The sequence below is a fragment of the Kribbella sp. NBC_01245 genome (assembly GCF_036226525.1).
Taxonomy (GTDB): Bacteria; Actinomycetota; Actinomycetes; order Propionibacteriales; family Kribbellaceae; genus Kribbella.
Map to the genome: position 1 here is coordinate 6,680,046 of NZ_CP108487.1, position 21,533 is coordinate 6,701,578.

Consider the following 21,533-nt stretch of genomic DNA (forward strand, 5'->3'; position numbering starts at 1 on the left):
TCTGGTGACCGCTTGCTCGCACAGGTAGGCATACAGGAGAGGGCGGATTCCGGCGAATGAACGCAAAGAGATACCGTCGCGGGATGATTGCTGCTGCCGTGCCTCAGAGGTTGGCTGCGCCGGCTCCGGGGTGGACCGATGCCGCCGACTTCGTTGTGATCGGGTCGGGGGTCGCCGGGTTGACGGCGGCGTTGCGGCTGCGGTCGATCGGCTCGGTGCTGGTGGTGACGAAGGACGTGATCGCGTCGGGTTCCACCCAGTGGGCGCAGGGCGGGATCGCGGCGGCGATGGGTCCGGGGGATACCCCAGAGGACCATCTCCAGGACACGCTCGTCGCCGGTGCGGGCCTGTGCGACGTGGAGGCTGTCCGCACGCTCGTGACCGAAGGCCCGGCCGCTGTGCAGGAGCTGATCGACCTGGGCGCGCGGTTCGACGAGTCGGCCGCGGGCGTGTTGTCGCTGACTCGCGAAGGCGGTCACCACCGCAACCGGATCGCGCACGCGGGTGGGGACGCGACCGGCGCCGAGATCGAGCGAGCCCTGGTCGCCGCTGTCACTCGCGCCGACGATATCCGCATCATCGAGCACGCCCTCGTTCTCGATCTGCTCAAGGCGGCGGACGGCGCCGTCGCCGGAGTCACTCTGCACGTGATGGGCGAGGGCCAGCTCGACGGCGTTGGCGCGATCCGCGCGCGGGCGGTCATTCTCGCGTCCGGTGGGATGGGCCAGATCTACGCGGCCACCACCAACCCGAGCGTTTCCACCGGTGACGGGATGGCCTTGGCTTTGAGGGCCGGCGCGAAGGTCCGCGATCTGGAGTTCGTGCAGTTCCACCCGACCGTGTTGTGGCTCGGCAAAAGCGCGAAAGGCCAGCAGCCGCTGGTTTCCGAGGCGGTTCGCGGTGAGGGCGCCGTACTCGTCGATCACGAGGGCAAGCGGTTCATGCAGGGTCAGCACGAGATGGCCGACCTGGCACCGCGGGACATCGTGGCGAAGGCGATCATGCGCCAGATGCTTGCCTCGGGCAAGGACCACATGTTGCTCGACGCCCGGCACTTCGGTGACGAGAAATGGCGTGTGCGCTTCCCGACCATCCTGGCGTCGTGCCGCTCGCACGGTATCGACCCGGTGCGCGAGCTGATCCCGGTCGCGCCCGCCTGCCATTACTCGTCGGGCGGCGTTTGGACCGACTTGCACGGTCGTACGTCGATCCCCGGGCTCTACGCCTGCGGAGAGGTCGCGTGTACGGGCGTGCACGGCGCCAACCGGCTCGCGTCGAACTCCCTGCTCGAGGGTCTCGTCTTCGCCCGGCGCATCGCCGTACTGCTCGAGCAGGAGCTGCCGGAATTCCGCGAGCCGATCGCGGACGACCGCGTGCCCGGTTTGACCGACGCGGACGTCGTACCGGAACTGCAGCGTGTGATGACGATGGGCGCGGGCGTGATCCGCAGCGCGCCCGGGCTGACCGAGGCCGCGGCCGCGTTGGCGAAGCTGATCGAGCAGACGCCGGGTGAGCCCGGTACGCCCGCCTGGGAGGCGACGAACCTGGTCACGGTCGGGTCGGCGCTGATCGCGGCGGCGTACGCGCGCGAGGAGAGCCGCGGCTCGCATTGGCGCGAAGACCACCCGGACCGGGATGATTCGGCCTGGCTCGGCGGTTTGGACATCACGCTGGCCGGTCAGAATGACGCAGCCCGCCCGGTGACGGCTTTCGCTCGCCGGGACTTCCCCTCAGATGCGGAGACACGAAACCATGGATGACGCGCTCGACAGGCAATGGGTCGAGGACCTCGTCCGGGCCACCCTGGAAGAAGACCTCGCCGGTGGCGTCGATGTGACCAGCACCGCCACCATCGACGCGGACCAGACCTCGACCGGCGATTTTGTTGCCCGTAGCAACGGAGTGGTGGCCGGTCTGCAGGTCGCGGCGTTGGTGCTGAAGCTGGTCAACCCCGATGTCGAGGTCGAGCAGAAGGTTGCCGACGGCACCCAGGTGTCGACCGGTGACGTGCTGATGACCGTGTCCGGCAAGACCCGCCAGCTGCTCACCGCCGAGCGGACCGCGCTGAACCTGCTCTGCCACCTCTCGGGTGTCGCCACCCAGACGGCGTTGTGGGTGCGAGAGCTCGAGGGCACCGGCGCGGCCGTTCGCGATACCCGGAAGACGATGCCGTTGATGCGCAGCCTGGAGAAGTACGCCGTGCGCTGCGGTGGCGGGTCGAACCACCGGATGTCGCTGTCCGACGCTGCCCTGATCAAGGACAACCACGTGATCGCGGCCGGCGGTGTCGCGGAGGCGTTCGCCCTGGTGCGCAAGGCCTTCCCGGACGTGCCGGTCGAGGTCGAGGTGGACACCGTCGAGGACGCGATCATCGCGGTCGAGGCCGGAGCCGACCTCATCCTGCTCGACAACATGGATGTGCCCGAGCTCCGGGCCGCCGTCGAGAAGGTGGCCGGCCGGGCCAAGCTGGAAGCCTCCGGTGGGCTCACGCTCGCGACCGCCCGGGCCGTCGCCGAGACCGGCGTGGACTACCTCGCGGTGGGCGCGCTGACCCATTCGGCGCCGGTGCTCGATATCGCGTTGGACCTGCGGGACGCCTGACGATGTTGCTCGCCGTCGCCGTTGAGAACACCCGCACCCTGGTCGGCGTACTCGACCAGGGTGAGGTCCGGCGGCACTGGTGGGTCGGCACGGACCCCCGTCGTACGGCGGACGAGTGGGCCGTCCTGCTCGGCGGGCTCCTCGGTGCGACGGTCATCGACGGGGTGGCCGTCTGTTCCGCCGTGCCGAGCGTGTTGCACGAGCTGCGCGAGGTCGTCGCGCGGTACTACCCGGACGTGCCCGGTCTGGTGGTCGAGCCGGGCGTCAAGACGGGCCTGCCGGTCCTGGTCGACAACCCGCGCGAGGTCGGTACGGACCGGATCGCGAACGCCCTCGCCGCGGTCAAGCTGTACGGCGGACCCTGCGTGGTGGTCGACTTCGGCACGGCCACGACGTTCGAGGTGGTGAACGAGTCCGGCGCCTACATCGGCGGCGCCATCGCTCCCGGGATCGAGACTTCCCTTGACGCCCTCGGCCGTACGGCGGCCCAGTTGCGCCGGGTCGAGCTGATCCGGCCCCGCGCGGTGATCGCCAAGAACACGGTCGAGGCGTTGCAGTCCGGCGCCGTCTTCGGTTTCGCCGGCCAGGTCGACGGCATCGTCACCCGCATCGTCGCCGAGCTCGGTATCGACCGCTCGGCCGTCACCGTCGTCGCCACCGGCGCCCTCGCCCCCGCCGTACTCGCCGAATGCCGCGAAGTCGACCACCACGAGCCCTTCCTCACCCTCCTCGGCCTCTCCCACGCCTTCACCCGCAACCACCCCTAACAGAGCGCGGGCCTGCGGCAGCGAGTAGGCAGGTAATCCGGGTACCGCGTAGCGGTGTTGAGGTGTTCGATCGTGCCGTGGCCCGTCCGACGCAGCGATTGATCCTCCGGATCAGCGAAGAATTCGCACTGGAAGATGCTGCCGCCGACAGGGCTGAGCCGTCGGGGCCAGGTGCGATCAGCCGACCTGCTTCTGCGCCTTCAGATGCTGCGGCTGACCGGGTGTCGGTGGCGGGAGGAGGGCGGATTCCGACGAATGAACGCAAAGAGGTGCCCGCGCCACCCTTAATTTCGATACGGGGCGGCTCGTTTATGATGGGTGGGTGGCGGACAGCGAGGAGCCCGTACGACGGGGGCGTGGGCGGACGCGGGATGCCGCTACAACGTCGGCGATTTTGGATGCGGCGATGGCGCTGTTGACCGACAAAGGGCTGGCGGGGTTCACGATGGAAGGGCTCGCCGCCCGTGCCGGAGTGGGAAAGGCGACCATCTACCGGTGGTGGCCGTCGCGTGGTGCGGTCGCGCTGGACGCGTTCCTGGCGGCTGTCGAACCGCAGGTGCCGTATCCCGACACGGACGACTTCGCTGTTGCCTTGCGGAGCCAGGTCTTGTTGCTGGTGGGCGTCTTCCGCGACACCCCCGCCGGCGGCGTCGTGCGCGCCCTGCTTGCCGAGGCGCAATCGGACGCCGACCTGGCGGAGGCCTTCCGGACCCGCTGGCTGGAGTCACGCCGTACGGCCGGCCGGGCGGTTTTCCGGCGCGCCCAGGAGAACGGTCAGCTACGCAAGGACCTCGAGATCGAGACCGCGATCGACCTGGTCTACGGCGCGGTGTACTTCCGGTTGATGACGGGCCATGAACCGCTCAGCGACGAGTTCGCCGTTCACCTCACGGAGTACGCGATCCGCGGCTTGGCCGCCTGAGGCGTGAACGCGTCGTTGACGTCCATCGGGGCGCCACCGCCGTGGTTGCCGCCGCCCGGAACGTAGATGGTGTTGCCGATACTCGCCGCGGCCGTGCCGTGCCGGGGGATCGGCATGGGGCTGAGCCGCTGCCACCGGTCGCGAGAAGCGTCGTACGCCTCGACCTGGTTGAAGACGCTGTTCGTCCCGCCGGCGACGTTTCCTTCGCCGCCGAATGTGTAGACCTTGGTGCCGATCGTGGCGGTCGCGATTCCACCACGGGCGGTCGGCATCGGCGCCCGCTCGCTCCACTTCCGGCTGTGCAAGTTGAACGCGTAGACGGTGTCCCGGACGTTGACCTGACCACGGTCGCGGCCGCCGAGGACGTAGAAGGTGTTGCCGACGACCGCGCCGCCGACGTGATCACGTGCCTGCGGCAGCGACGGCAGTGACCCCCATCGACCCGTCCAGGTGTCGTAGGAGTGGACCTGGTCGACGGTGTCCTGAAGCCCGCCAGGGCCGGGAGTCAGCGTGCGCATTCCGCCCGCCAGGTAGATCTTGTGGCCATGTACGCCGATGGCGCTGCTGCCGCGTTCCGTTCCGGCCGGCATTGGTGGCAGTGCGGTCCAGCGGTTAGTGGCCGGGTTGTAGACGAACGTGTCGCGCAGCGCCTGCCAGGACGCGCCACCGGATAGACCGCCGAGGACGTACAGCCTGCCGTTGACGGCAGCCAGGTTCGGGTGGTTCATGGCGACCGGCATCGAGGCGGCGCGCTGCCACGTGTTGCGGCTGGGGTCGTACACCTCGACATCGCTGACTGTGGTGAATCCACCTGAGCCGTTCGGGCGGATGCCGCCGACGACGAAGACCTTGCCGTTCAACGCGGCGACGCTGTGCTCTTGGCGCGGTCCACCGGCGATGGCGGCCAGTGGTTTCCAGCCGTTGCCGTACTGCGGAGTGGTCGGCGTGCTGGTCGGCGGGTGGCTGGGGTGGCCCGGATGGGCGTACGCCGCGGTGGTCGGTACGACCAGCGTCAGGCCGATCGTGGCGGCCGCGATGACCTTCTTCATGGCTGTCTCCTGTGGTTGGCGGGAGTTGTTTCGATTTATAATACGATACGTCTCGTTTTGAAAGAAGACAGGTCTGAAGTAACGGGTTGGGATCAGGGTTGTGGTGGTTGCCCGCTCAGTAGGTAGGGTCTGCGACGCGACGGATGTACCGGCGCGGAAGTGAGGTGGGTGGCCTTGGGTACGTTCCGCCGCCCTGGGGCTCTGCCCGCGCTCGCGGCGATCCTGCTGCCGGTGCTGGCCGCGGCCGGGTGTTCCTTGCAGGCGCCGTCGCCGACTTCGGTCAGCGTCGCGTGGTCCGACGCGTCCCGGCAGGGCGTCGTCGTCAGCTGGGACGAGCCGACCGACGTACCGAACAAAATCGCGATCGAGGGCGTCGTCACGGCCTCCCCGTCGTACCTGAAGTACACCAAGGTCGGCGAGCCGAATACGGTCACGCTGCCGCGATCGGCCTTTCCCGTCGACGGGAACTACCGGATCGCCGTCACGCACGGAACGCCGACGGCCGGTTCGTCCAGCAAGCCGGGGTACTCGCCGATGTTCGACACGGACGGGCCGGCCGAGCCCGTGGTGGTGTCGGCGGCCCGGAGCGGTAACGCCGTCTTCGTGAAATGGCGGGCCGGAACTCGTACCGAGGACTACACGCCGGGCGATCCGCTCGACGTGCCGCCGGGTAAACAGCTGTTCAGCCCGGCAGTCGGCCGAGCCGGCAAATCCCTGCAGGTGCTTTCGCGCAACACCTCGCTGGCGCAGCGCCTGCTCAAGAACGTGCGGCCGCCGTACCGCTTCCAGGTGATGGCGGCCAACGAGTGGGGTTCGGTCTGGGGCGCGATCGTCACGGCCGACACCACTGCCATCCAGGCGCAGGTCCCGGCCGCCGTGGCGTACGGGCGGCCCACGATGGTGCGCGGCCAGGTCGCGCAGAACCGGATGGTCTGCCAGACCTCCCGCTGTTCGGTCCAGCCGATTCCGGCCGAGGCGGGAATTCGCGTGGTGCTGCACGCGCGGGACCGGATGAGCGCGCCGTGGCGAGCCGTCGGCAGTACGAAGACCAGGGATGGCGGGCATTTCGTCGTCTCCGTGCTCTCGCCCGGGACCCGGATGTACCGCGTGGTGGCGCCGACCACGATCCGGTCCGCCGCCCAGGTCGCGGTGGGTTCGACCAGCAAGGAAGGCGTCACCCGGACCAGGGTGCGGCTGGTCTCGGCCGGATTCACCGGCGGCAACCTGAAGCGCCGCGGCCAGGCGGCCGTCGCCGCCGTGACGATCGCGCCGGCCGTCAACGGTCGGGCCATGCTGCAGTTCTGGAGCGGCCGCGCCTGGACGAATGCCACCTGGGTCCCGATCCAGGGCGGCAAGGCCTCGAAGCAGTTCGGCGCCACCCGGCCGGGGATCGCGGGCTACCGCTACGTCATCCCGGCGCTGGTGTACGCCGGCCGCCCGATCGAGGGTGTGGCCACGGGAAGTTTCGTTCTGCGCACCTTCTGAGCCATCGGCCCGCAACCTTTCCGCACCTCGGCGCATCAAGGGTGTGTCAGCACGACCTAGGAGGGGTGGTTCGGACCCGATGACCGTGGGGGCGCGGTCTATCGGTGGCTATCCGGGCCTTCCGTGCTGGTCGGGCGTGAGCCCGGATCGTGGCGGCGGGCGGCTGCCACGGTCCGGGGCCCGTATGCCCATGCCCGGGCCGCGGCCCTGACGGATGGGCAGTAATGAACCGATCCGGCCACGATGCTGGAGCTAAGTTCCGAAACTTGTTGACACCGACCCGTGCAATGGTGTGACTTTCTCTCAACACCCCATCTGCCGAAGGTGAGCGTTTCGATGAGGAAGTGGACCGCAGGTCTGGCCGGACTGGGCCTCCTACTGCTGGCGGGCGTGGCCGGTCAGCCCGCTCAGGCCGCCGAGGGCGAGCCGAGCAAGATCATCCGCGTCGGCGCGACCCAGGCGATGGACTCGATGAACCCGTTCCTCGCGGTCCGGCTCGTGTCGAGCTCGATCCACCGCTGGATGTACGGCTTCCTGACCGTCCCGGACGCGAAGACGCTGCAGCCGAGCCCGGACCTGGCCGAGTCGTGGACGACCTCGCCCGACGGTCTGACATGGACCTTCAAGATCCGTACGGCGCAGTGGTCCGACGGTAAGCCGATCACGGCCGAGGACGCGGCCTGGACGTTCAACAAGATGCTGACGGACGACGGCGCCAAGACGGCGAACGGCCCCGCGGTGGAGAACTTCGCCAGCGTCACCGCCAGTGGCCAGGACCTGACGATCAAGCTCAAGTCCCCGCAGGCCTCGATGCTGGACAACCCGGTGCCGATCATGCCGAAGCATGTCTGGGAGAACGTGCCGGACATCGCCAAGTACGAGGCCGAGGTCTACCCGGCCGTGACGAGCGGTCCGTACATCGCGGTGGAGCACAAGAAAGACCAGTTCGTGAAGCTGAAGGCCAACCCGACGTACTGGCGGGGAGCGCCGAAGATCGACGAGCTGCAGGTCATCTTCTACGACAACCCGGCCGCCTCGGTGGTGGGTCTGAAGAAGGGCGACATCGACCTGATCGGCCGGCTCGCGCCGCCGGACTTCGAGGCGCTCAAGGGCGACGAGAACCTGGTCCAGTGGAACAAGCAGGGCCGCCGGGCGACGTACCTGCAGATCAACCACGGCGCCACGACGAGCGACAACAAGCCGATTGGTGACGGGCACCCGGCATTGAAGGACCCGAAGGTCCGGCAGGCGCTGCACACCGCGATCGACAAGCAGAAGCTGGTCGACGAGGTGCAGAACGGCCTCGCGAAACCCGCGAACGGCTCGATCATTCCGCCGATGTACAAGGACTTCTTCTGGGAGGCCAGTGGCGACAAGCTGGTCGGTTTCGACCTCGACAAGGCCAACCAGATCCTCGACCAGGCCGGTTACAAGAAGGGTGCCGACGGCATCCGGACCATGCCGGACGGCTCGAAGAAGCTGCAGTTCCGCTTCAGCATCCACACCGACGCGCCGATCGAGGAGAAGCTCGCCGAGTACCTGACCGGCTGGTTCAAGGACATCGGCATCACGCTGACCACGAAGCGGCTGGACTCCAGCAAGTTCACCGAGGAGACGGGCACGACGGCGCTGTTCGACATCGCGATCAGCGGCTGGTCGGTCAACCCCGATCCCGAAGAGGTACTGGCCACGCACTTGTGCAGCCGGCGCCCGACCGCGTCAGGCGAGGGTGGCGGCACCGAGTCGTTCTACTGCGACCCGCAGTTCGAGAAGCTCTACCAGGAGCAGTTGAAGGAGCTCGACCGGCCGAAGCGGGCCGAGGTCATCAAGCAGATGACCGAGCGCCTCTACACCGACGCACCCGTCATCGCCCTCTACTACCCGAACGACCTCGAGGGCTACCGCAAGGACCGCATCGCCAAGATCACCCCGATCCCGGAGACGGACGGCATCCTGTACGGCGGTAGCGGGTACTGGCCGTTCTACACCGTCGAGGCCGTGTCGAAGGACGGCGAAGCGGCCGACAGCGGCTCCAACACGGGCGTCATCGTCGGAGTGGCCGGCGGCGTGCTGGTCCTCGCACTGGCGGGCCTCTTGCTGGCGCGCCGGCGTAAGGGCGTTGCGGACGAGCGCGAGTGATCGAGCCCGCACTGCTCGGCGAGCCGCAGCCGCAACAGGCGGACGCGGAGGCGGAGCGCCCGAGTCGCCGGGGAGTGCTGCGTTACGCGGCCTCCAAGGCGGCTGGAGCGCTGCTCAGCATCGCGATGGTCGTGGTGGCGACGTTCTTCGCGTTCCGGCTGCTGCCGGGTGACCCGGTCCGGGCGCTGGCCCAGGGCCGGAACATGACCCCGGAGCAGCTCGACCTGGAACGCAGCCGGCTCGGCCTGGACAAACCGCTCGCGGAGCAGTTCCTCAACTTCGTCGACCGGACGTTGCACCTCGACCTCGGTACGTCGTACGAGTACAAGCGGCCGGTCCTGGATCTCATCGGCGAGCGGGTCGGCCCGACGCTGCTGCTGACCGGAACCGCACTGGTGATGGCCGTTGGCCTGGGCATTTGGCAGGGCGCTCGGGCGGGTTGGCGGCCCGGCAGTCGGTTCGACCGGTTGTCGACCGGGGTCTCGCTGGTGCTGTGGTCCGTGCCGACGTTCTGGCTCGGGCTGTTGCTGCTGATGGTGTTCGCGGCCGGTATTGGCCCGATCCCCGGGCTCTTCCCGACACGGGGGATCGAAAGCGTGGACGCGCCGGGCGGTATCGCGTACATCTTCGACGTTGCCAAGCACATGGTGCTGCCCTGCCTGACGATGGTGGGCGTCGTCTATGCGCAATACCTGCTGGTCATGCGGTCCTCGCTGCTCGACGAGGTTGGGCAGGACTACGTCACCACGGCCCGGGCCAAGGGCTTGCGTGATGACGATGTACGCCGGCATCACGCCGTACCGAACGCATTGCTTCCCACCGTCACCTTGGTCTTCATGCGGATCGGCTTCGTCGTGGGTGGCGCGGTGACGGTCGAGGCGATCTTCAGTTGGCCGGGTCTTGGGCAGTTGTTCTACGAGGCGATCCGGGTGCCCGACTTCACCTTGATGCAGGGCACGTTCATGCTGATCACGGTCTCGGTGATTCTGATGAACACGTTGGCGGACGTCGTTTACCACTTGCTCGACCCGAGGGTGAGGTCCGCATGAGCATCGCGTGGACCCGTCGACGGATGGCCTATGGGCGCTTCTGGAAGAGCTTTCGCAGCCAGCGAGCGGGGATGGCCGGGCTCGGCGTACTCGTTGTCGCGGTGGTGCTCGCGTTGATCGCGCCACTGTTCATCGACGAGAGCGTCACCAGCGTCGTACAGGGAACCGGTGAAAGGCTCGCGCCGCCGGGGTCTGGGCATCTGCTGGGCACCGACGAGTCGGGCCGGTCGATCCTCGCGATGATCTGGTGGGGATCGCGGACGTCGTTGCTGATCGGATTCCTGGCCGCCCTGCTCAGCATGGTGATCGGCACAGTCTTCGGCATCGCCGCCGGGCACTTCCGCGGCTGGATCGGCGCCGTCCTGATGCGCATCACCGACTGGTTCCTGGTGCTGCCTTCGCTCGTGACGGCCTTGGTGCTGGCGGCCATTCTCGGTGGCAGCACGTGGACGATCATCACCGCGATCGGCGTGACCTCGTGGGCCGGCACCGCCCGGCTGATCCGGGCGCAAACGCTCGCGGTCGAGGCCCGGCCGTACATCGAGCGTTCGACCGCGCTCGGCGGTGGGCATTGGCACATCACCACCCGGCACGTGCTGCCGAACGTGGCACCGTTGCTCTTGGCAAGCACCACCTTGGAGGTGGCCAGTGCGATCGTCACCGAGTCGACGCTGGCGTTCCTCGGCGTCAGCGCGAACAAGACCTCGTGGGGCACCATGCTGCGCGGATCGTACGACTGGGGCGCGGCGACGTCCGGCGCCTGGTGGTACGTGCTCGTGCCGGGTCTTTGCATCGTGTCGGTCGTGATGGCGTTCACGCTGTGCGGGCGTGCGCTGGAAACCGTGCTCAACCCGCGACTGCGGAGGGCCGGATGAGCGTGCTCGAACTCGACAACTTGTCGGTGACCTACCGAATCGCCTCTGGCGAGGTCCCGGCTGTGCGCGGGGTCTCGCTGAAGTTGGACGCGGGCGAGGCGCTCGGCGTGGTCGGCGAGTCCGGATCCGGCAAGTCCACGCTTGCGATGGCGTTGCTCCGACTGCTGCCGAAGGACGCTCGCGTTGAGGGCCGCGTTCTGCTGGGTGGCGAGGACATTCTTGGGATGTCGTGGGGCCGGCTGCGGGCGGTCCGATGGGCCGAGGCGTCGATCGTTTTCCAAGGCGCGCAGCACGGGCTGAACCCGGTCCACCGGATCGGGGCGCAGATCGCCGAACCGCTGCTGGTGCACGGGTTGGCGAAACCTGACGAGGCGCGACGCCGGGTGGCCGAGTTGCTGGAGCAGGTCGGGTTGCCGGGTTGGCGTGCGCGGAGTTATCCGCACGAGTTGTCCGGCGGGCAGCGGCAGCGCGTGATGATCGCGATGGCGCTGGCCTGCTCGCCGCGGTTGATCATCGCGGACGAACCGACGACCGCGCTGGATCTGATGGTGCAGGCCCAAGTTCTGCAGCTGATCAAGGATTTGGTCGCGGAGCACGGCATCTCGTTGCTGATGATCTCGCACGACCTTTCCGTGCTGGCGGATCTCTGTGATCGGTTGGCAGTGATGTACGCCGGCCGGGTGGTCGAGGAAGGCCCGGCCGCCGACGTGTTCCATCGGGCCGAGCATCCGTATGCGAGGGCGCTCGCGGGCGCTTTCCCGACCGTGGGCGATCCCGTTTCGCGGCTGGCTCCTCGCGGGCTTGGTGGGGATCCGCCCGATCCGATGCACTTGCCGACGGGCTGTCCGTTCCATCCGCGCTGCCCGGTCGCGCTGGACGAATGCGCGACCCTCGATATCGGTCTGCGGCCCGCCGGCGATCGCCGTACCGCAGCCTGTGTGCACGTTGGAGCCAAGGAGACCGCCAGATGACCGCCTTGCTCGAGGCCCGGGACTTGCACGTGGAGTTCTCCGCGCGCGGGCGGCGAGCGCGTGCCGTCGATGGCGTCAACCTCACGGTCGGTGCGGGGGAGATCGTCGCGCTCGTCGGTGAATCCGGCTGCGGCAAGACCACCCTCGCCCGCACCCTGCTCGGGCTGGAGCGGCCGACGTCGGGGTCGGTCCTGCACGACGGATCGTCGCTCAGCTATCGGGCGAAGGCGCTGAAGGCCTACCGCCGGGAGGTCCAGCTCGTCCTGCAGGACCCGACCGGCTCGCTCAACCCGCGGCAGACGGTCTACGAGGCTGTCGCCGAAGGCCCTCGCATTCACGGCCTGCCCGACGAGGAGCAGGTGGTGTCGGAGGCGCTGGCGCGGGCGGGGCTGAGGCCGCCGGAGCGGTTCTTCCTCCGCTATCCGCACGAGTTGTCCGGTGGGCAGCGGCAACGCGTGGTGATCGCGGGTGCGCTGGCCTTGAATCCGAAGGTGCTGGTCGCCGATGAGCCGGTCGCCTCGCTGGACGCCTCGGTCCGGGGCGAGATCCTGGCGTTGCTGCTTCGGTTGCGCGACGAACTCGGTCTGTCCGCACTCGTGGTCACCCACGACCTCGGTCTGGCGTGGAATATCGCGGACCGGGTCGCGGTGATGTACCTCGGCCGGATCGTGGAGACGGGAACCGTGGAAGAGGTGCTGACCAAACCACAACACCCGTATACCCAGGCCTTGCTGTCCGTGCTGCCGGAGTCGCCTGAGCGGACGGTGTTGACGGGTGAGCCGCCGGACCCGACCCGGATCCCGTCAGGCTGCCGGTTCCATCCGCGCTGTCAGGTGCTTGCGTCGGGTCTGGCGGCGGAGGTGGGTGTGGCCGATCGGTGCCGGTCTGAGCTGCTGAGCATCCTCCCGGCGTCTGCAACGGCTCAGGCCGCTTGCCACTTCGCTTCGGTCCGTCAGGCGTCTCTGTGAACGCCTCGTCTGTGAGCCCCACGTGGGCCTCGTCGGCGGGGCACGCGACAATGTCCGCGTGAAGCTTCTGCATACGGGCAAGGTCCGCGACCTCTACAGCGACCGTGACGGCGAACTGCTGCTGGTCGCGTCCGACCGCGTCAGCGTGTACGACGTGGTGCTGCCGACGCTGGTCCCGGGCAAGGGCAAGATCCTGAACCAGCTCTCGCTGTGGTGGTTCGACCAGCTCGCGGACGTGGTGCCGAACCACGTGATCTCCGCGACCGACGTACCCGAGGAGTTCGCGGGCCGGGCGATCCGCTGCCGCGCCCTCGACGTCGTACAGGTCGAATGCGTTGCGCGCGGTTACCTGGCCGGCGGCGGCTGGAAGGCGTACCAGGAAACCGGAGAGATCTTCGGCGTGGAATTGCCGGCGGGGCTGGTCGAGGGCGACCGCATTCCCGGCGGGCCGGTCTTCACTCCGAGTAGCAAGGTGGCGCCCGAGGACGGGCACGACGAGCCGATGACGTACGACGAGGTCGTCGCGCTGACCGGGCCGGAACTCGCGGCGAAACTGCGCGACACCACGCTCGCGTTGTTCACCCGCGCCTCGGCGATCGCGGAAAAGCGCGGCGTGATCCTGGCCGATACGAAATTCGAGTTCGGGGTGACTACGGAAGGCGAGCTGATCGTCGCGGATGAGGTCTGTACGCCGGACTCGTCGCGTTACTGGCGGGCCGACGAATGGAAACCTGGTAGCTCGCTGCCGAGTATGGACAAGCAATACCTGCGCGACTGGTCGTCGTCCATCGAAGGCTGGGACCATACCGCTCCCGGCCCGGAAATCCCGGCCGATGTGGTGGCCGAGCTGAAACGCCGTTACGTCGCCATGTACGAGCAACTGACCGATTCCCCCTGGACGGAGTGACGTTAACGATTCGTTCTCATCGCTAACCGGCCACTAGCCTTTGGTGTTATGAGTGAATCGCGTGCGAACCCAGTGGCCCCCGACCACGGGCAGGACGACCTGCCCGAGCAGATCAGGGTCCGCCGGGAGAAGCGTGACCGCCTGCTGGCGGAAGGGGGTGCGGCGTACCCCATCGAGGTGCCCCGGACGCACACGCTGAAGGAGCTGCGCGAGACGTACGACCCGCAGCAGCTCGAGGCGGACACCCGGACCGGCCAGCAGGTCGCGGTCACCGGGCGGGTCATCTTCCTGCGGAACACCGGCAAGCTGTGCTTCGTCCGGCTGCGCGAGGGTGACGGCACCGAGCTGCAGGTGATGTTCTCGCTGGCAGACCTCGGTGAGGAGGGCCTGGCCCGGTTCAAGGCGCTGGTCGACCTCGGTGATCTGCTGGCGGTCCAGGGCGAGGTGATCACCAGCCGCCGCGGCGAGCTGTCCGTGCAGGCGACCGCCTGGCAATTGGCGGCCAAGACGCTGCGCCCGCTGCCCAACGAGCACAAGCCGCTGAACGAGGAGGCCCGGGTCCGGCTGCGCTACGTCGACCTGATCGTGCGGCCCGAGGCCCGCGAGATGGTCCGGATCAAGGCCGCCGTGCTGAAGTCGCTGCGGGCCACGCTGGACGCGCAGGACTTCGTCGAGGTCGAGACGCCGGTGCTGCAGCTGACCAACGGCGGCGCGGCGGCCCGGCCGTTCCGTACCCACCTGAACGCCTTCGACCAGCCGATGCTGCTGCGGATCGCGCTCGAGCTCGACCTCAAGCGCGCGATGATCGGTGGTGTCGACCGGGTCTACGAGATCGGCCGGACGTTCCGGAATGAGGGTCTCGACTCGACCCATGCGGCGGAATTCTCGATGCTCGAGGCTTATCAGGCATATGGCGACTACAACTCGATGGCGACGCTGACCCGGGAACTCATCCTGAATGCGGCCCGCGCGGTCGGCCGTACCGTTGTCACCGCGCGGGATGGCTCGGAGATCGATCTGGAACAGCCTTGGCGTGAGGCGCGCGTTTTCGACCTGATCAGTGAAGCGGTCGGAGAAGCCGTCGATGTGAACACCGACGCGGCCACCCTGAAGAAGCTCGCCGAACAGCACGAAGTCGAGTTGCAGCCGGGCTGGAATGCCGGCGAGATCGCTCTCGAGCTGTACGAGAAGCTGGTCGAGCACACGTTGATCCAGCCCACCTTCGTGAAGGATTATCCGGAGTCGGTGCGGCCGCTGGCCAAGCCGCATCGGGAAATTCCGGGTTTGGTCGAGGCGTGGGATCTGATCATCAACGGGGTGGAACTCGCGCCCGCCTACTCCGAGCTGAATGACCCGGTGATCCAGCGCGAACGCCTCACCGCACAGTCGTTGCTGGCCGCCGCCGGTGATCCCGAGGCGATGGATCTGGACGAGGATTTCCTTCGCGCGATGGAGTTCGGTATGCCGCCGGCCGGTGGTGTCGGTATGGGCGTGGACCGTTTGGTGATGTTGCTCACGGGCGTCGGCATCCGCGAGACGATTCTGTTCCCGTTGCTGCGGCCGGAGTGACACCGAATATTCCACCGGTTCTGCCGATTGAAAGCAGCAGAACCGGTGGGCCTATTCCATCGGTTCGGCCGCCGCTGCGGGTGCTGTCACGAATACCGAAGGTCACATCTCGCGTTCTCGTGTCCACGTGGCGGAATATTTTCTGCAATTTCCCGCCTGTTCAATGACAGCCGAGGCAGGTTTGCGGTAGTAATCTGTACGAAGTATTTCTGCCAGGGAATGTGCCTGGGTAACGGCCACGGAAAGGACTGTCATCGATGGCGCAAAAGATTCAGGTGCTGCTGGAGGACGATCTCGACGGCGGTAAGGCCGATGAGACCGTCACTTTCGGTCTGGACGGGACGACGTTCGAGATCGACCTGTCCAAGAAGAACGCCGCCAAATTGCGCGACGCCCTCGCCGCGTATGTCGGCGCCGGGCGCCGGGTCTCGGGCCGTCGCGGCGCAGCCGCGGGCCGCGGCGCGCGCGGTCGGGGCCGTTCGGCCACCGACTCGGCCGACATCCGCGCCTGGGCCAAGGAGAACGGGTACGAGGTCAGTGAGCGTGGCCGTATCTCCGCCGAGGTGCGGGCCGCCTACAACGAGGCGAAGTAACGCGCATTCAGCAGCGGACCCGGTCCCGGCAGCCCCAGTGGCGCCGGGACCGTCCGCATTCCGGCCGATTTTCACCCCGGCCGGGTAGGTTCGGAGTTACTGCGCGCGAGCCACGCGGGTAGCTGAGAAAACAAGTTCACGGATGTCTTCGCTGGTGGCGAACAAGGGAACACCGGGCCGGTCCGGGCGGTTGTTCCTTTGTGATTGCCGGTGGCCGGTTTCGCGATGTGTTCGCTGAGAGCGAGCCTGTCGGTACCGGGGACTAGCATGCATGTACGGGGGTTGGACACACGGCTCGTCCAACTCCTCTGAGGCAAGGAGTGCTTTGGCGATGTTTGAACGATTTACGGACCGCGCCCGTCGGGTAGTCGTCCTGGCTCAAGAAGAGGCCAGGATGCTCAGCCACAACTACATCGGGACCGAGCACATTCTGCTCGGCCTGATCCATGAGGGTGAGGGTGTCGCCGCCAAGGCTCTCGAGAGCCTGGGTATCTCGCTGGAGGCCGTTCGTTCCCAGGTCGAGGAGATCATCGGCCAGGGGCAGCAGGCTCCCAGTGGGCACATCCCGTTCACACCCCGAGCCAAGAAGGTGCTGGAGCTCTCCCTGCGGGAGGCGCTGCAGCTCGGACACAACTACATCGGTACCGAGCACATCCTGCTCGGTCTCATCCGCGAGGGTGAGGGTGTCGCCGCACAGGTCCTGGTCAAGCTGGGTGCCGACCTGAACAAGGTCCGGCAGCAGGTCATCCAGCTGCTCAGTGGTTACCAGGGCAAGGAGACGGCAGCCGCGGGGGCTCCCGCCGAGGGAGCGCCGAGCAGTTCGCTGGTGCTGGATCAGTTCGGCCGGAACCTCACCCAGGCCGCGCGCGAATCCAAACTCGACCCGGTGATCGGGCGCGAGAAGGAGATCGAGCGGGTCATGCAGGTGCTGTCGCGCCGGACCAAGAACAACCCGGTCCTGATCGGTGAGCCGGGTGTCGGCAAGACCGCGATCGTCGAGGGCCTGGCCCAGGCGATCGTGCGTGGCGACGTGCCCGAGACCCTGAAGGACAAGCAGATCTACACGCTCGACCTCGGCGCGCTGGTGGCCGGGTCGCGCTATCGCGGTGACTTCGAGGAGCGCCTGAAGAAGGTGCTCAAGGAGATCCGCACCCGCGGTGACATCGTGCTGTTTATCGACGAGATCCACACCCTGGTCGGCGCTGGTGCGGCCGAGGGCGCGATCGACGCGGCGAGCATCCTGAAGCCGATGCTGGCGCGTGGTGAGCTGCAGACGATCGGTGCCACCACCCTCGACGAGTACCGCAAGTACGTCGAGAAGGACGCGGCGCTGGAGCGTCGTTTCCAGCCGATCCAGGTCGCCGAGCCGTCGATCGCGCACACCATCGAGATCCTCAAGGGTCTGCGCGACCGTTACGAGGCGCACCACCGGGTCACCATCACCGACCCGGCCCTGGTCGCGTCGGCGCAGATGGCCGATCGGTACATCTCGGACCGCTTCCTGCCGGACAAGGCGATCGACCTGATCGACGAGGCCGGTTCCCGGTTGCGGATCCGCCGGATGACCGCGCCGCCGGACCTGCGTGAGTTCGACGAGAAGATCGCGAACGTGCGCCGGGAGAAGGAGTCGGCGATCGACGCCCAGGACTTCGAGCGCGCGGCGAACCTTCGCGACGATGAGAAGAAGCTCATCAACGCGAAGGCCGAGCGCGAGAAGCAGTGGAAGGCCGGCGACATGGACGTCGTCGCCGAGGTCGACGAGGAGCTGATCGCCGAGGTGCTCAGCACCGCCACCGGCATCCCCGTCTTCAAGCTGACCGAGGAGGAGTCCTCGCGACTGCTGAAGATGGAGGAGGAGCTCGCCAAGCGGTATGTCGGTCAGGAGGACGCCGTCAAGGCGCTGTCCCGGTCGATCCGCCGTACTCGTGCGGGTCTGAAGGACCCGAAGCGGCCGAGCGGCTCGTTCATCTTCGCCGGTCCGTCCGGTGTCGGTAAGACCGAGCTGTCGAAGGCGCTGACCGAGTTCCTGTTCGGTGACGAGTCCGCGCTGATCAGCCTCGACATGTCGGAGTACTCGGAGAAGCACACGGCCTCGCGGCTGTTCGGTTCGCCTCCGGGTTACGTCGGCTACGAAGAGGGTGGCCAGCTCACCGAGAAGGTGCGCCGCAAGCCGTTCAGCGTGGTGCTGTTCGACGAGGTCGAGAAGGCCCACCCGGACATCTTCAACTCGCTGCTGCAGATCCTGGACGAAGGCCGTCTGACCGACGCCCAGGGCCGCGTGGTCGACTTCAAGAACACGGTCATCATCATGACCACCAACCTGGGGACCCGCGACATCGCGAAGGCGGTGCAGCTGGGCTTCAACCAGGCGGCTGACACGGCCGGCAGCTACGACAAGATGAAGGCGAAGGTCGCGGACGAGCTCAAGCAGCACTTCCGCCCCGAGTTCCTGAACCGCGTCGACGAGATCGTGGTCTTCCACCAGCTGCTGCGCAAGGAGATCGTGCGCATCGTGGACCTGATGGTGGCCCAGATCGAGGAGCGCCTGAAGGACAAGGACATGGGCATCGAGCTCACCCCGGCCGCGAAGGAACTCGCTGCCGACCGTGGCTTCGACCCGGTTCTGGGCGCTCGCCCGCTGCGTCGCGCGCTGCAGCGTGACGTGGAGGACGCGCTGGCCGAGCGGATTCTGTTCGGCGAGCTCAAGGCCGGTCAGATCGTGGTGGTCGACGTCGCTCCGGAAGGCACCAAGAGTGCCGACGGCGTGACCGAGTTCTTCACCTTCACCGGCACCCCGAAGCACCCGGCCCAGGACGCCGATCTGGCCCTGACCGAGCTCACGGGTGGCTCATCCACTGGAGTCCAGGACACCTGAGTCTGGGTTTTCAGTACGTCGAAGGGCCCCGCGCTTTCGTAGCGCGGGGCCCTTCGTGCGATCGCCATTGGGCGCGCTAGCGGGTTCCGGCCAGGTGGTGGCGAGGTTGTCCTGACCGGCCGATCCCTGTCGTCGGCTATCGACTGGCCCACGCACGGCATCGAGCACTGAGACCGCTCGCCGCTGCTCAGTCCTGAAGCCATCAAAGGGGCCGCAATTACGTAGCGGCACTACGCATACAAGTGAATGTATGGGCTCGCTGTATGAGTTGTATCTGTTACTCCACGTTGCGCTCGGACAAGGTTAGTGGCGTTCCGAGACGTGCTGGGGGTGACTCGGATTGGCCTCCAGATTGGCGTCTCTCCGCCCAACCTGGAGGTACACATGTCTGCAATCGGCAGACGCAGTCTGCTGGCCGTAGCGGCTATCACACTGCCTATGTTGATCCCGCTCTCGGCTATCGGCGGCGCGGCTGCGCCGAGGTCAGAGGCGGGGATCAAGATCATCAGCTCCGACATCTTCCCCAAGGGGCAGACCGGCCCCGCAGGCACGAAGGGAGGATTCGTCGTACTGGCGGACTCGTCCGCTGCCGATCGGCTACGGCTCAGTCTGGACGGCCAGGCGCTTCCTGAGCGCAACTTCTCGATACTGGGCAAGACCATCAGTACACGGTTCGAACTCACCCCCACTCCGGGCGTTCACAAGCTGTCACTGACTGTGGTCGACAAGGCTGGGCAGGCCGGTGAAACCGAGGAATACAGCTTCGCTGCCAGGGCCGTTCCAGTGCTGCCGACTGGCAAGTCTGCGGCTGCTGAAGCGCCGATCGTTGTCGGGGGCCGGTTCGTCGAAGCGGATGGCTCGCCTGCGGTGAATCTGCCAGTGGCGGTTCATATGGTGCTGGCTGCAGTCGGCAAGGAGCAGGCCCCGCTTGCCACGGCGACTACGCGAGCAGATGGCACGTGGGAGGCGCAGATCGTTGATCTCCCGGCCGACGTGGAGAAGCTGGCCACAGAAAACAATGGCGTTCTGAACCTTCAGGCGCGGGCTTCCGGGGTCGCCACGAATCCTTCCACCGGTCAGCCGCGGGCCATGTCGGGGGTCTCGGCGTTCAGTACCGGTACCGCCACGGCCGGTGCTGGGCTGACTGAGGCTGCCCTCAGAGCGCGGCAGTCTCCGGTAGTCAGCTCGCCGCTGTTGCCGGTGCTCGACGAGGCGGAGCTTCCGCCGACTCCAACTGGGCCTGATGCCGAGTCCGTCGAACAACGGAGCCCGCTGACCACACAGGAGAAGGAGTACTTTGAGCCGACGTACTTCGAGTTCAAGGCTGCCTACGGGGATGAAAAGCCAAGGCCACCGAGAATCCCCGCATCGTGAACGGGGTCGATTACACCAGCCTCCCGGTGGTTCCAGAGCCTGCGGCGCCAACGAGAACCGTCGCTGCCCCCGGTGACCAGTGCTATACCGTGCCTTCCCTTGTGACCCAACGGCCGCGGGCGGCCGCGGGGTACACCAAGGCGCTGGAAAGCCATGCTTACCAGGACGCATTCGGCACGGTTCTCTACATGAATCAGGCCAGCACCAACGTCACCTACGGCGTCAGCCAAAACGGTGGCAGCTCCTGGGCAGTGGGCGGTAGCAACAGTGTCGACAACAAGATTTCATGGGCAAGTGGCTTCGAGCTGCGCGGCCCGCACTTTTCGCGCGAGTAGAAGATTCCGATCATTTACGCGTGGCTCAACATCTACAAATGCGTATGGGACAAGGGCTTAAAGAAGCTGAAGTATCAGGAGAGCGCCATCGTGCCTGAGGGCGCCAGGATCCCCAATGGTGGCAAGAACGGAGAGCTTGGTGCCGATGTCTCCAGCGATGATGGCTGGTACGGCTACCGCGACGCGCCGTACAAGTTTGAAGTGGTGCGTACCACTAATTACGAGGCCTACCGTGAGAGGGCGCTCACATATAGTGGTGCCGTCAGTGTCTATGGCTTCTCGGTGGCAGCCACGACGATCAAGGCGGTCAGCCGCTCCCAGCGGATCGATGCCGGCAGTCAGAACTTGCGACATATGGTTTTCGGTCACTCGCCGATTAGCGGCGCCATGAAGGTCTTTTACAGCTACTGACGAGAGGCCAAAAATGCCTAAGCGACTCGTGCTCGTCGGAGCCGCTGTCCTGATCGCGGTGGCGGCGACGGTCTGGCTGGTGCTTCCGTCCGGCGGAGGTGTCGGAAGGGAACTCGCTGGTGGCGGTGATGCCCTTGAGACGGAAGGCAACGGGCATCGTATCGGGTTTCGCAGTGCCAAGACCGGTGAGGAGATCTACTTCCTGTCACCTGCTCCGGTCAATCTCGGCGATCGCGACATAGTTTTCAAGTCTGCCGCGCTCGCGACAGTACCTGCTGGGATCGAATTCGTAGATGCGCGCGTGTACAGGAGATCGGAGTTTGATGCGGTCCCGATCAACTGGTCATCGAGCATGGGTAGCCCGGGCAGCGATCCCCGGCGTAAGCGCTCGTCATCAATTGAGGGCGTTGAACTCAAAGCCGGGCAGACAATGGACGATGTGGTTCTGGTGCACGTTCGCGTGATCGGCTCGCAGCGGCCACTTGAGATGTCTGGCATCAGGTACACATACAAGTACCGTGATGGCGATAAAGAGTGGCAGCAGGTTGTGCCGGTGGATCTGTCCATCAAGGGCTAGGTCGCCATACAGAACGAGGGCGGTTCCGGAGTCAACCGGGCCGTCCTCGTACTGTGAAGTCGTCAG

19 protein-coding genes are annotated in these 21,533 nt (G+C 66.7%); 18 read left to right on the forward strand and 1 reads right to left on the reverse strand.

Translation table 11 applies throughout. From position 1 onward, the window contains the following. Nucleotides 1-83: 83 nt before the first annotated feature. The 4 genes from OG394_RS30495 to OG394_RS30510 all read left to right on the forward strand — a co-directional run bounded on the left by OG394_RS30495 (nt 84) and on the right by OG394_RS30510 (nt 4,290). Nucleotides 84-1,760: an L-aspartate oxidase gene (locus OG394_RS30495; protein ID WP_328990603.1), complete on the forward strand. Its 1,677-nt coding sequence runs from the start codon at nt 84-86 to the stop codon at nt 1,758-1,760. After that, complete coding sequence (gene nadC, locus OG394_RS30500) at nt 1,753-2,601, forward strand: carboxylating nicotinate-nucleotide diphosphorylase (RefSeq protein WP_328990604.1); 849 nt, start codon at nt 1,753-1,755, stop codon at nt 2,599-2,601. Before OG394_RS30495 ends, nadC begins: the two co-directional genes overlap by 8 nt. A 2-nt stretch (nt 2,602-2,603) precedes the next feature. Further along, nucleotides 2,604-3,368 carry a type III pantothenate kinase gene (locus OG394_RS30505; protein ID WP_328990605.1) on the forward strand — a complete coding sequence of 255 codons (765 nt, stop codon included), beginning with the start codon at nt 2,604-2,606 and terminating at the stop codon, nt 3,366-3,368. Nucleotides 3,369-3,690: 322 nt separating this feature from the next. Then, nucleotides 3,691-4,290 carry a TetR/AcrR family transcriptional regulator gene (locus OG394_RS30510; RefSeq protein ID WP_328990606.1) on the forward strand — a complete coding sequence of 200 codons (600 nt, stop codon included), beginning with the start codon at nt 3,691-3,693 and terminating at the stop codon, nt 4,288-4,290. Here OG394_RS30510 and OG394_RS30515 read toward each other — a convergent pair. Then, nucleotides 4,251-5,339, reverse strand: coding sequence for a Kelch repeat-containing protein (locus OG394_RS30515; protein ID WP_328990607.1), 1,089 nt, complete (start codon nt 5,337-5,339; stop codon nt 4,251-4,253). The two genes, OG394_RS30510 and OG394_RS30515, sit on opposite strands and share 40 nt — an antisense overlap. A 168-nt stretch (nt 5,340-5,507) precedes the next feature. On the opposite strand from OG394_RS30515, the gene OG394_RS30520 reads away from it, so the two are divergent. The 14 genes from OG394_RS30520 to OG394_RS30585 all read left to right on the forward strand — a co-directional run bounded on the left by OG394_RS30520 (nt 5,508) and on the right by OG394_RS30585 (nt 21,467). Further along, the gene (locus tag OG394_RS30520) at nt 5,508-6,824 is read left to right on the forward strand and encodes a hypothetical protein (RefSeq protein WP_328990608.1); all 1,317 of its coding nucleotides are present in this window, start codon (nt 5,508-5,510) and stop codon (nt 6,822-6,824) included. 336 nt (nt 6,825-7,160) lie between these two features. After that, nucleotides 7,161-8,963 carry an ABC transporter substrate-binding protein gene (locus OG394_RS30525; RefSeq protein WP_328990609.1) on the forward strand — a complete coding sequence of 601 codons (1,803 nt, stop codon included), beginning with the start codon at nt 7,161-7,163 and terminating at the stop codon, nt 8,961-8,963. Next, nucleotides 8,960-10,012, forward strand: coding sequence for an ABC transporter permease (locus OG394_RS30530; RefSeq protein ID WP_328990610.1), 1,053 nt, complete (start codon nt 8,960-8,962; stop codon nt 10,010-10,012). The genes OG394_RS30525 and OG394_RS30530 overlap by 4 nt, the downstream gene beginning before the upstream one ends. Continuing rightward, the gene (locus OG394_RS30535) at nt 10,009-10,887 is read left to right on the forward strand and encodes an ABC transporter permease (protein WP_328990611.1); all 879 of its coding nucleotides are present in this window, start codon (nt 10,009-10,011) and stop codon (nt 10,885-10,887) included. The genes OG394_RS30530 and OG394_RS30535 overlap by 4 nt, the downstream gene beginning before the upstream one ends. Continuing rightward, the gene (locus tag OG394_RS30540; protein WP_328990612.1) at nt 10,884-11,858 is read left to right on the forward strand and encodes an ABC transporter ATP-binding protein; all 975 of its coding nucleotides are present in this window, start codon (nt 10,884-10,886) and stop codon (nt 11,856-11,858) included. The genes OG394_RS30535 and OG394_RS30540 overlap by 4 nt, the downstream gene beginning before the upstream one ends. Continuing rightward, nucleotides 11,855-12,826 (forward strand): ABC transporter ATP-binding protein, encoded by a 972-nt coding sequence (locus OG394_RS30545; protein WP_328990613.1) that lies wholly within the window; start codon nt 11,855-11,857, stop codon nt 12,824-12,826. Before OG394_RS30540 ends, OG394_RS30545 begins: the two co-directional genes overlap by 4 nt. A gap of 58 nt (nt 12,827-12,884) precedes the next feature. Continuing rightward, complete coding sequence (locus OG394_RS30550) at nt 12,885-13,733, forward strand: phosphoribosylaminoimidazolesuccinocarboxamide synthase (protein WP_328990614.1); 849 nt, start codon at nt 12,885-12,887, stop codon at nt 13,731-13,733. A 48-nt stretch (nt 13,734-13,781) separates the two neighbouring features. Then, the gene (lysS, locus tag OG394_RS30555) at nt 13,782-15,302 is read left to right on the forward strand and encodes a lysine--tRNA ligase (RefSeq protein WP_328990615.1); all 1,521 of its coding nucleotides are present in this window, start codon (nt 13,782-13,784) and stop codon (nt 15,300-15,302) included. Between the two features lie 257 nt (nt 15,303-15,559). After that, nucleotides 15,560-15,895: a histone-like nucleoid-structuring protein Lsr2 gene (locus tag OG394_RS30560; RefSeq protein WP_328990616.1), complete on the forward strand. Its 336-nt coding sequence runs from the start codon at nt 15,560-15,562 to the stop codon at nt 15,893-15,895. Between the two features lie 331 nt (nt 15,896-16,226). Further along, nucleotides 16,227-18,770, forward strand: a complete 2,544-nt coding sequence (locus tag OG394_RS30565) for an ATP-dependent Clp protease ATP-binding subunit (protein WP_328990617.1) — start codon at nt 16,227-16,229, stop codon at nt 18,768-18,770. A gap of 384 nt (nt 18,771-19,154) precedes the next feature. Then, nucleotides 19,155-20,144: a hypothetical protein gene (locus OG394_RS30570; RefSeq protein WP_328990618.1), complete on the forward strand. Its 990-nt coding sequence runs from the start codon at nt 19,155-19,157 to the stop codon at nt 20,142-20,144. 101 nt (nt 20,145-20,245) lie between these two features. Further along, nucleotides 20,246-20,479, forward strand: coding sequence for a hypothetical protein (locus tag OG394_RS30575; protein ID WP_328990619.1), 234 nt, complete (start codon nt 20,246-20,248; stop codon nt 20,477-20,479). A gap of 90 nt (nt 20,480-20,569) precedes the next feature. Continuing rightward, the gene (locus OG394_RS30580; protein ID WP_328990620.1) at nt 20,570-20,890 is read left to right on the forward strand and encodes a hypothetical protein; all 321 of its coding nucleotides are present in this window, start codon (nt 20,570-20,572) and stop codon (nt 20,888-20,890) included. A gap of 13 nt (nt 20,891-20,903) precedes the next feature. Further along, the gene (locus tag OG394_RS30585) at nt 20,904-21,467 is read left to right on the forward strand and encodes a hypothetical protein (protein ID WP_328990621.1); all 564 of its coding nucleotides are present in this window, start codon (nt 20,904-20,906) and stop codon (nt 21,465-21,467) included. Nucleotides 21,468-21,533 lie beyond the last annotated feature (66 nt).

Excerpts from the sequence above, each read along its gene's own strand:
- OG394_RS30535 (WP_328990611.1), top strand. The coding sequence starts at position 10,009 with ATGAGCATCGCGTGGACCCGTCGACGGATGGCCTATGGGCGCTTCTGG.
- lysS (WP_328990615.1), top strand. The coding sequence starts at position 13,782 with ATGAGTGAATCGCGTGCGAACCCAGTGGCCCCCGACCACGGGCAGGAC.
- OG394_RS30585 (WP_328990621.1), top strand. The coding sequence starts at position 20,904 with ATGCCTAAGCGACTCGTGCTCGTCGGAGCCGCTGTCCTGATCGCGGTG.
- OG394_RS30505 (WP_328990605.1), top strand. The coding sequence starts at position 2,604 with ATGTTGCTCGCCGTCGCCGTTGAGAACACCCGCACCCTGGTCGGCGTA.
- OG394_RS30545 (WP_328990613.1), top strand. The coding sequence starts at position 11,855 with ATGACCGCCTTGCTCGAGGCCCGGGACTTGCACGTGGAGTTCTCCGCG.
- nadC (WP_328990604.1), top strand. The coding sequence starts at position 1,753 with ATGGATGACGCGCTCGACAGGCAATGGGTCGAGGACCTCGTCCGGGCC.
- OG394_RS30525 (WP_328990609.1), top strand. The coding sequence starts at position 7,161 with ATGAGGAAGTGGACCGCAGGTCTGGCCGGACTGGGCCTCCTACTGCTG.
- OG394_RS30515 (WP_328990607.1), bottom strand. The coding sequence starts at position 5,339 with ATGAAGAAGGTCATCGCGGCCGCCACGATCGGCCTGACGCTGGTCGTA.
- OG394_RS30540 (WP_328990612.1), top strand. The coding sequence starts at position 10,884 with ATGAGCGTGCTCGAACTCGACAACTTGTCGGTGACCTACCGAATCGCC.
- OG394_RS30565 (WP_328990617.1), top strand. The coding sequence starts at position 16,227 with ATGTTTGAACGATTTACGGACCGCGCCCGTCGGGTAGTCGTCCTGGCT.
- OG394_RS30495 (WP_328990603.1), top strand. The coding sequence starts at position 84 with ATGATTGCTGCTGCCGTGCCTCAGAGGTTGGCTGCGCCGGCTCCGGGG.
- OG394_RS30570 (WP_328990618.1), top strand. The coding sequence starts at position 19,155 with ATGTCTGCAATCGGCAGACGCAGTCTGCTGGCCGTAGCGGCTATCACA.
- OG394_RS30560 (WP_328990616.1), top strand. The coding sequence starts at position 15,560 with ATGGCGCAAAAGATTCAGGTGCTGCTGGAGGACGATCTCGACGGCGGT.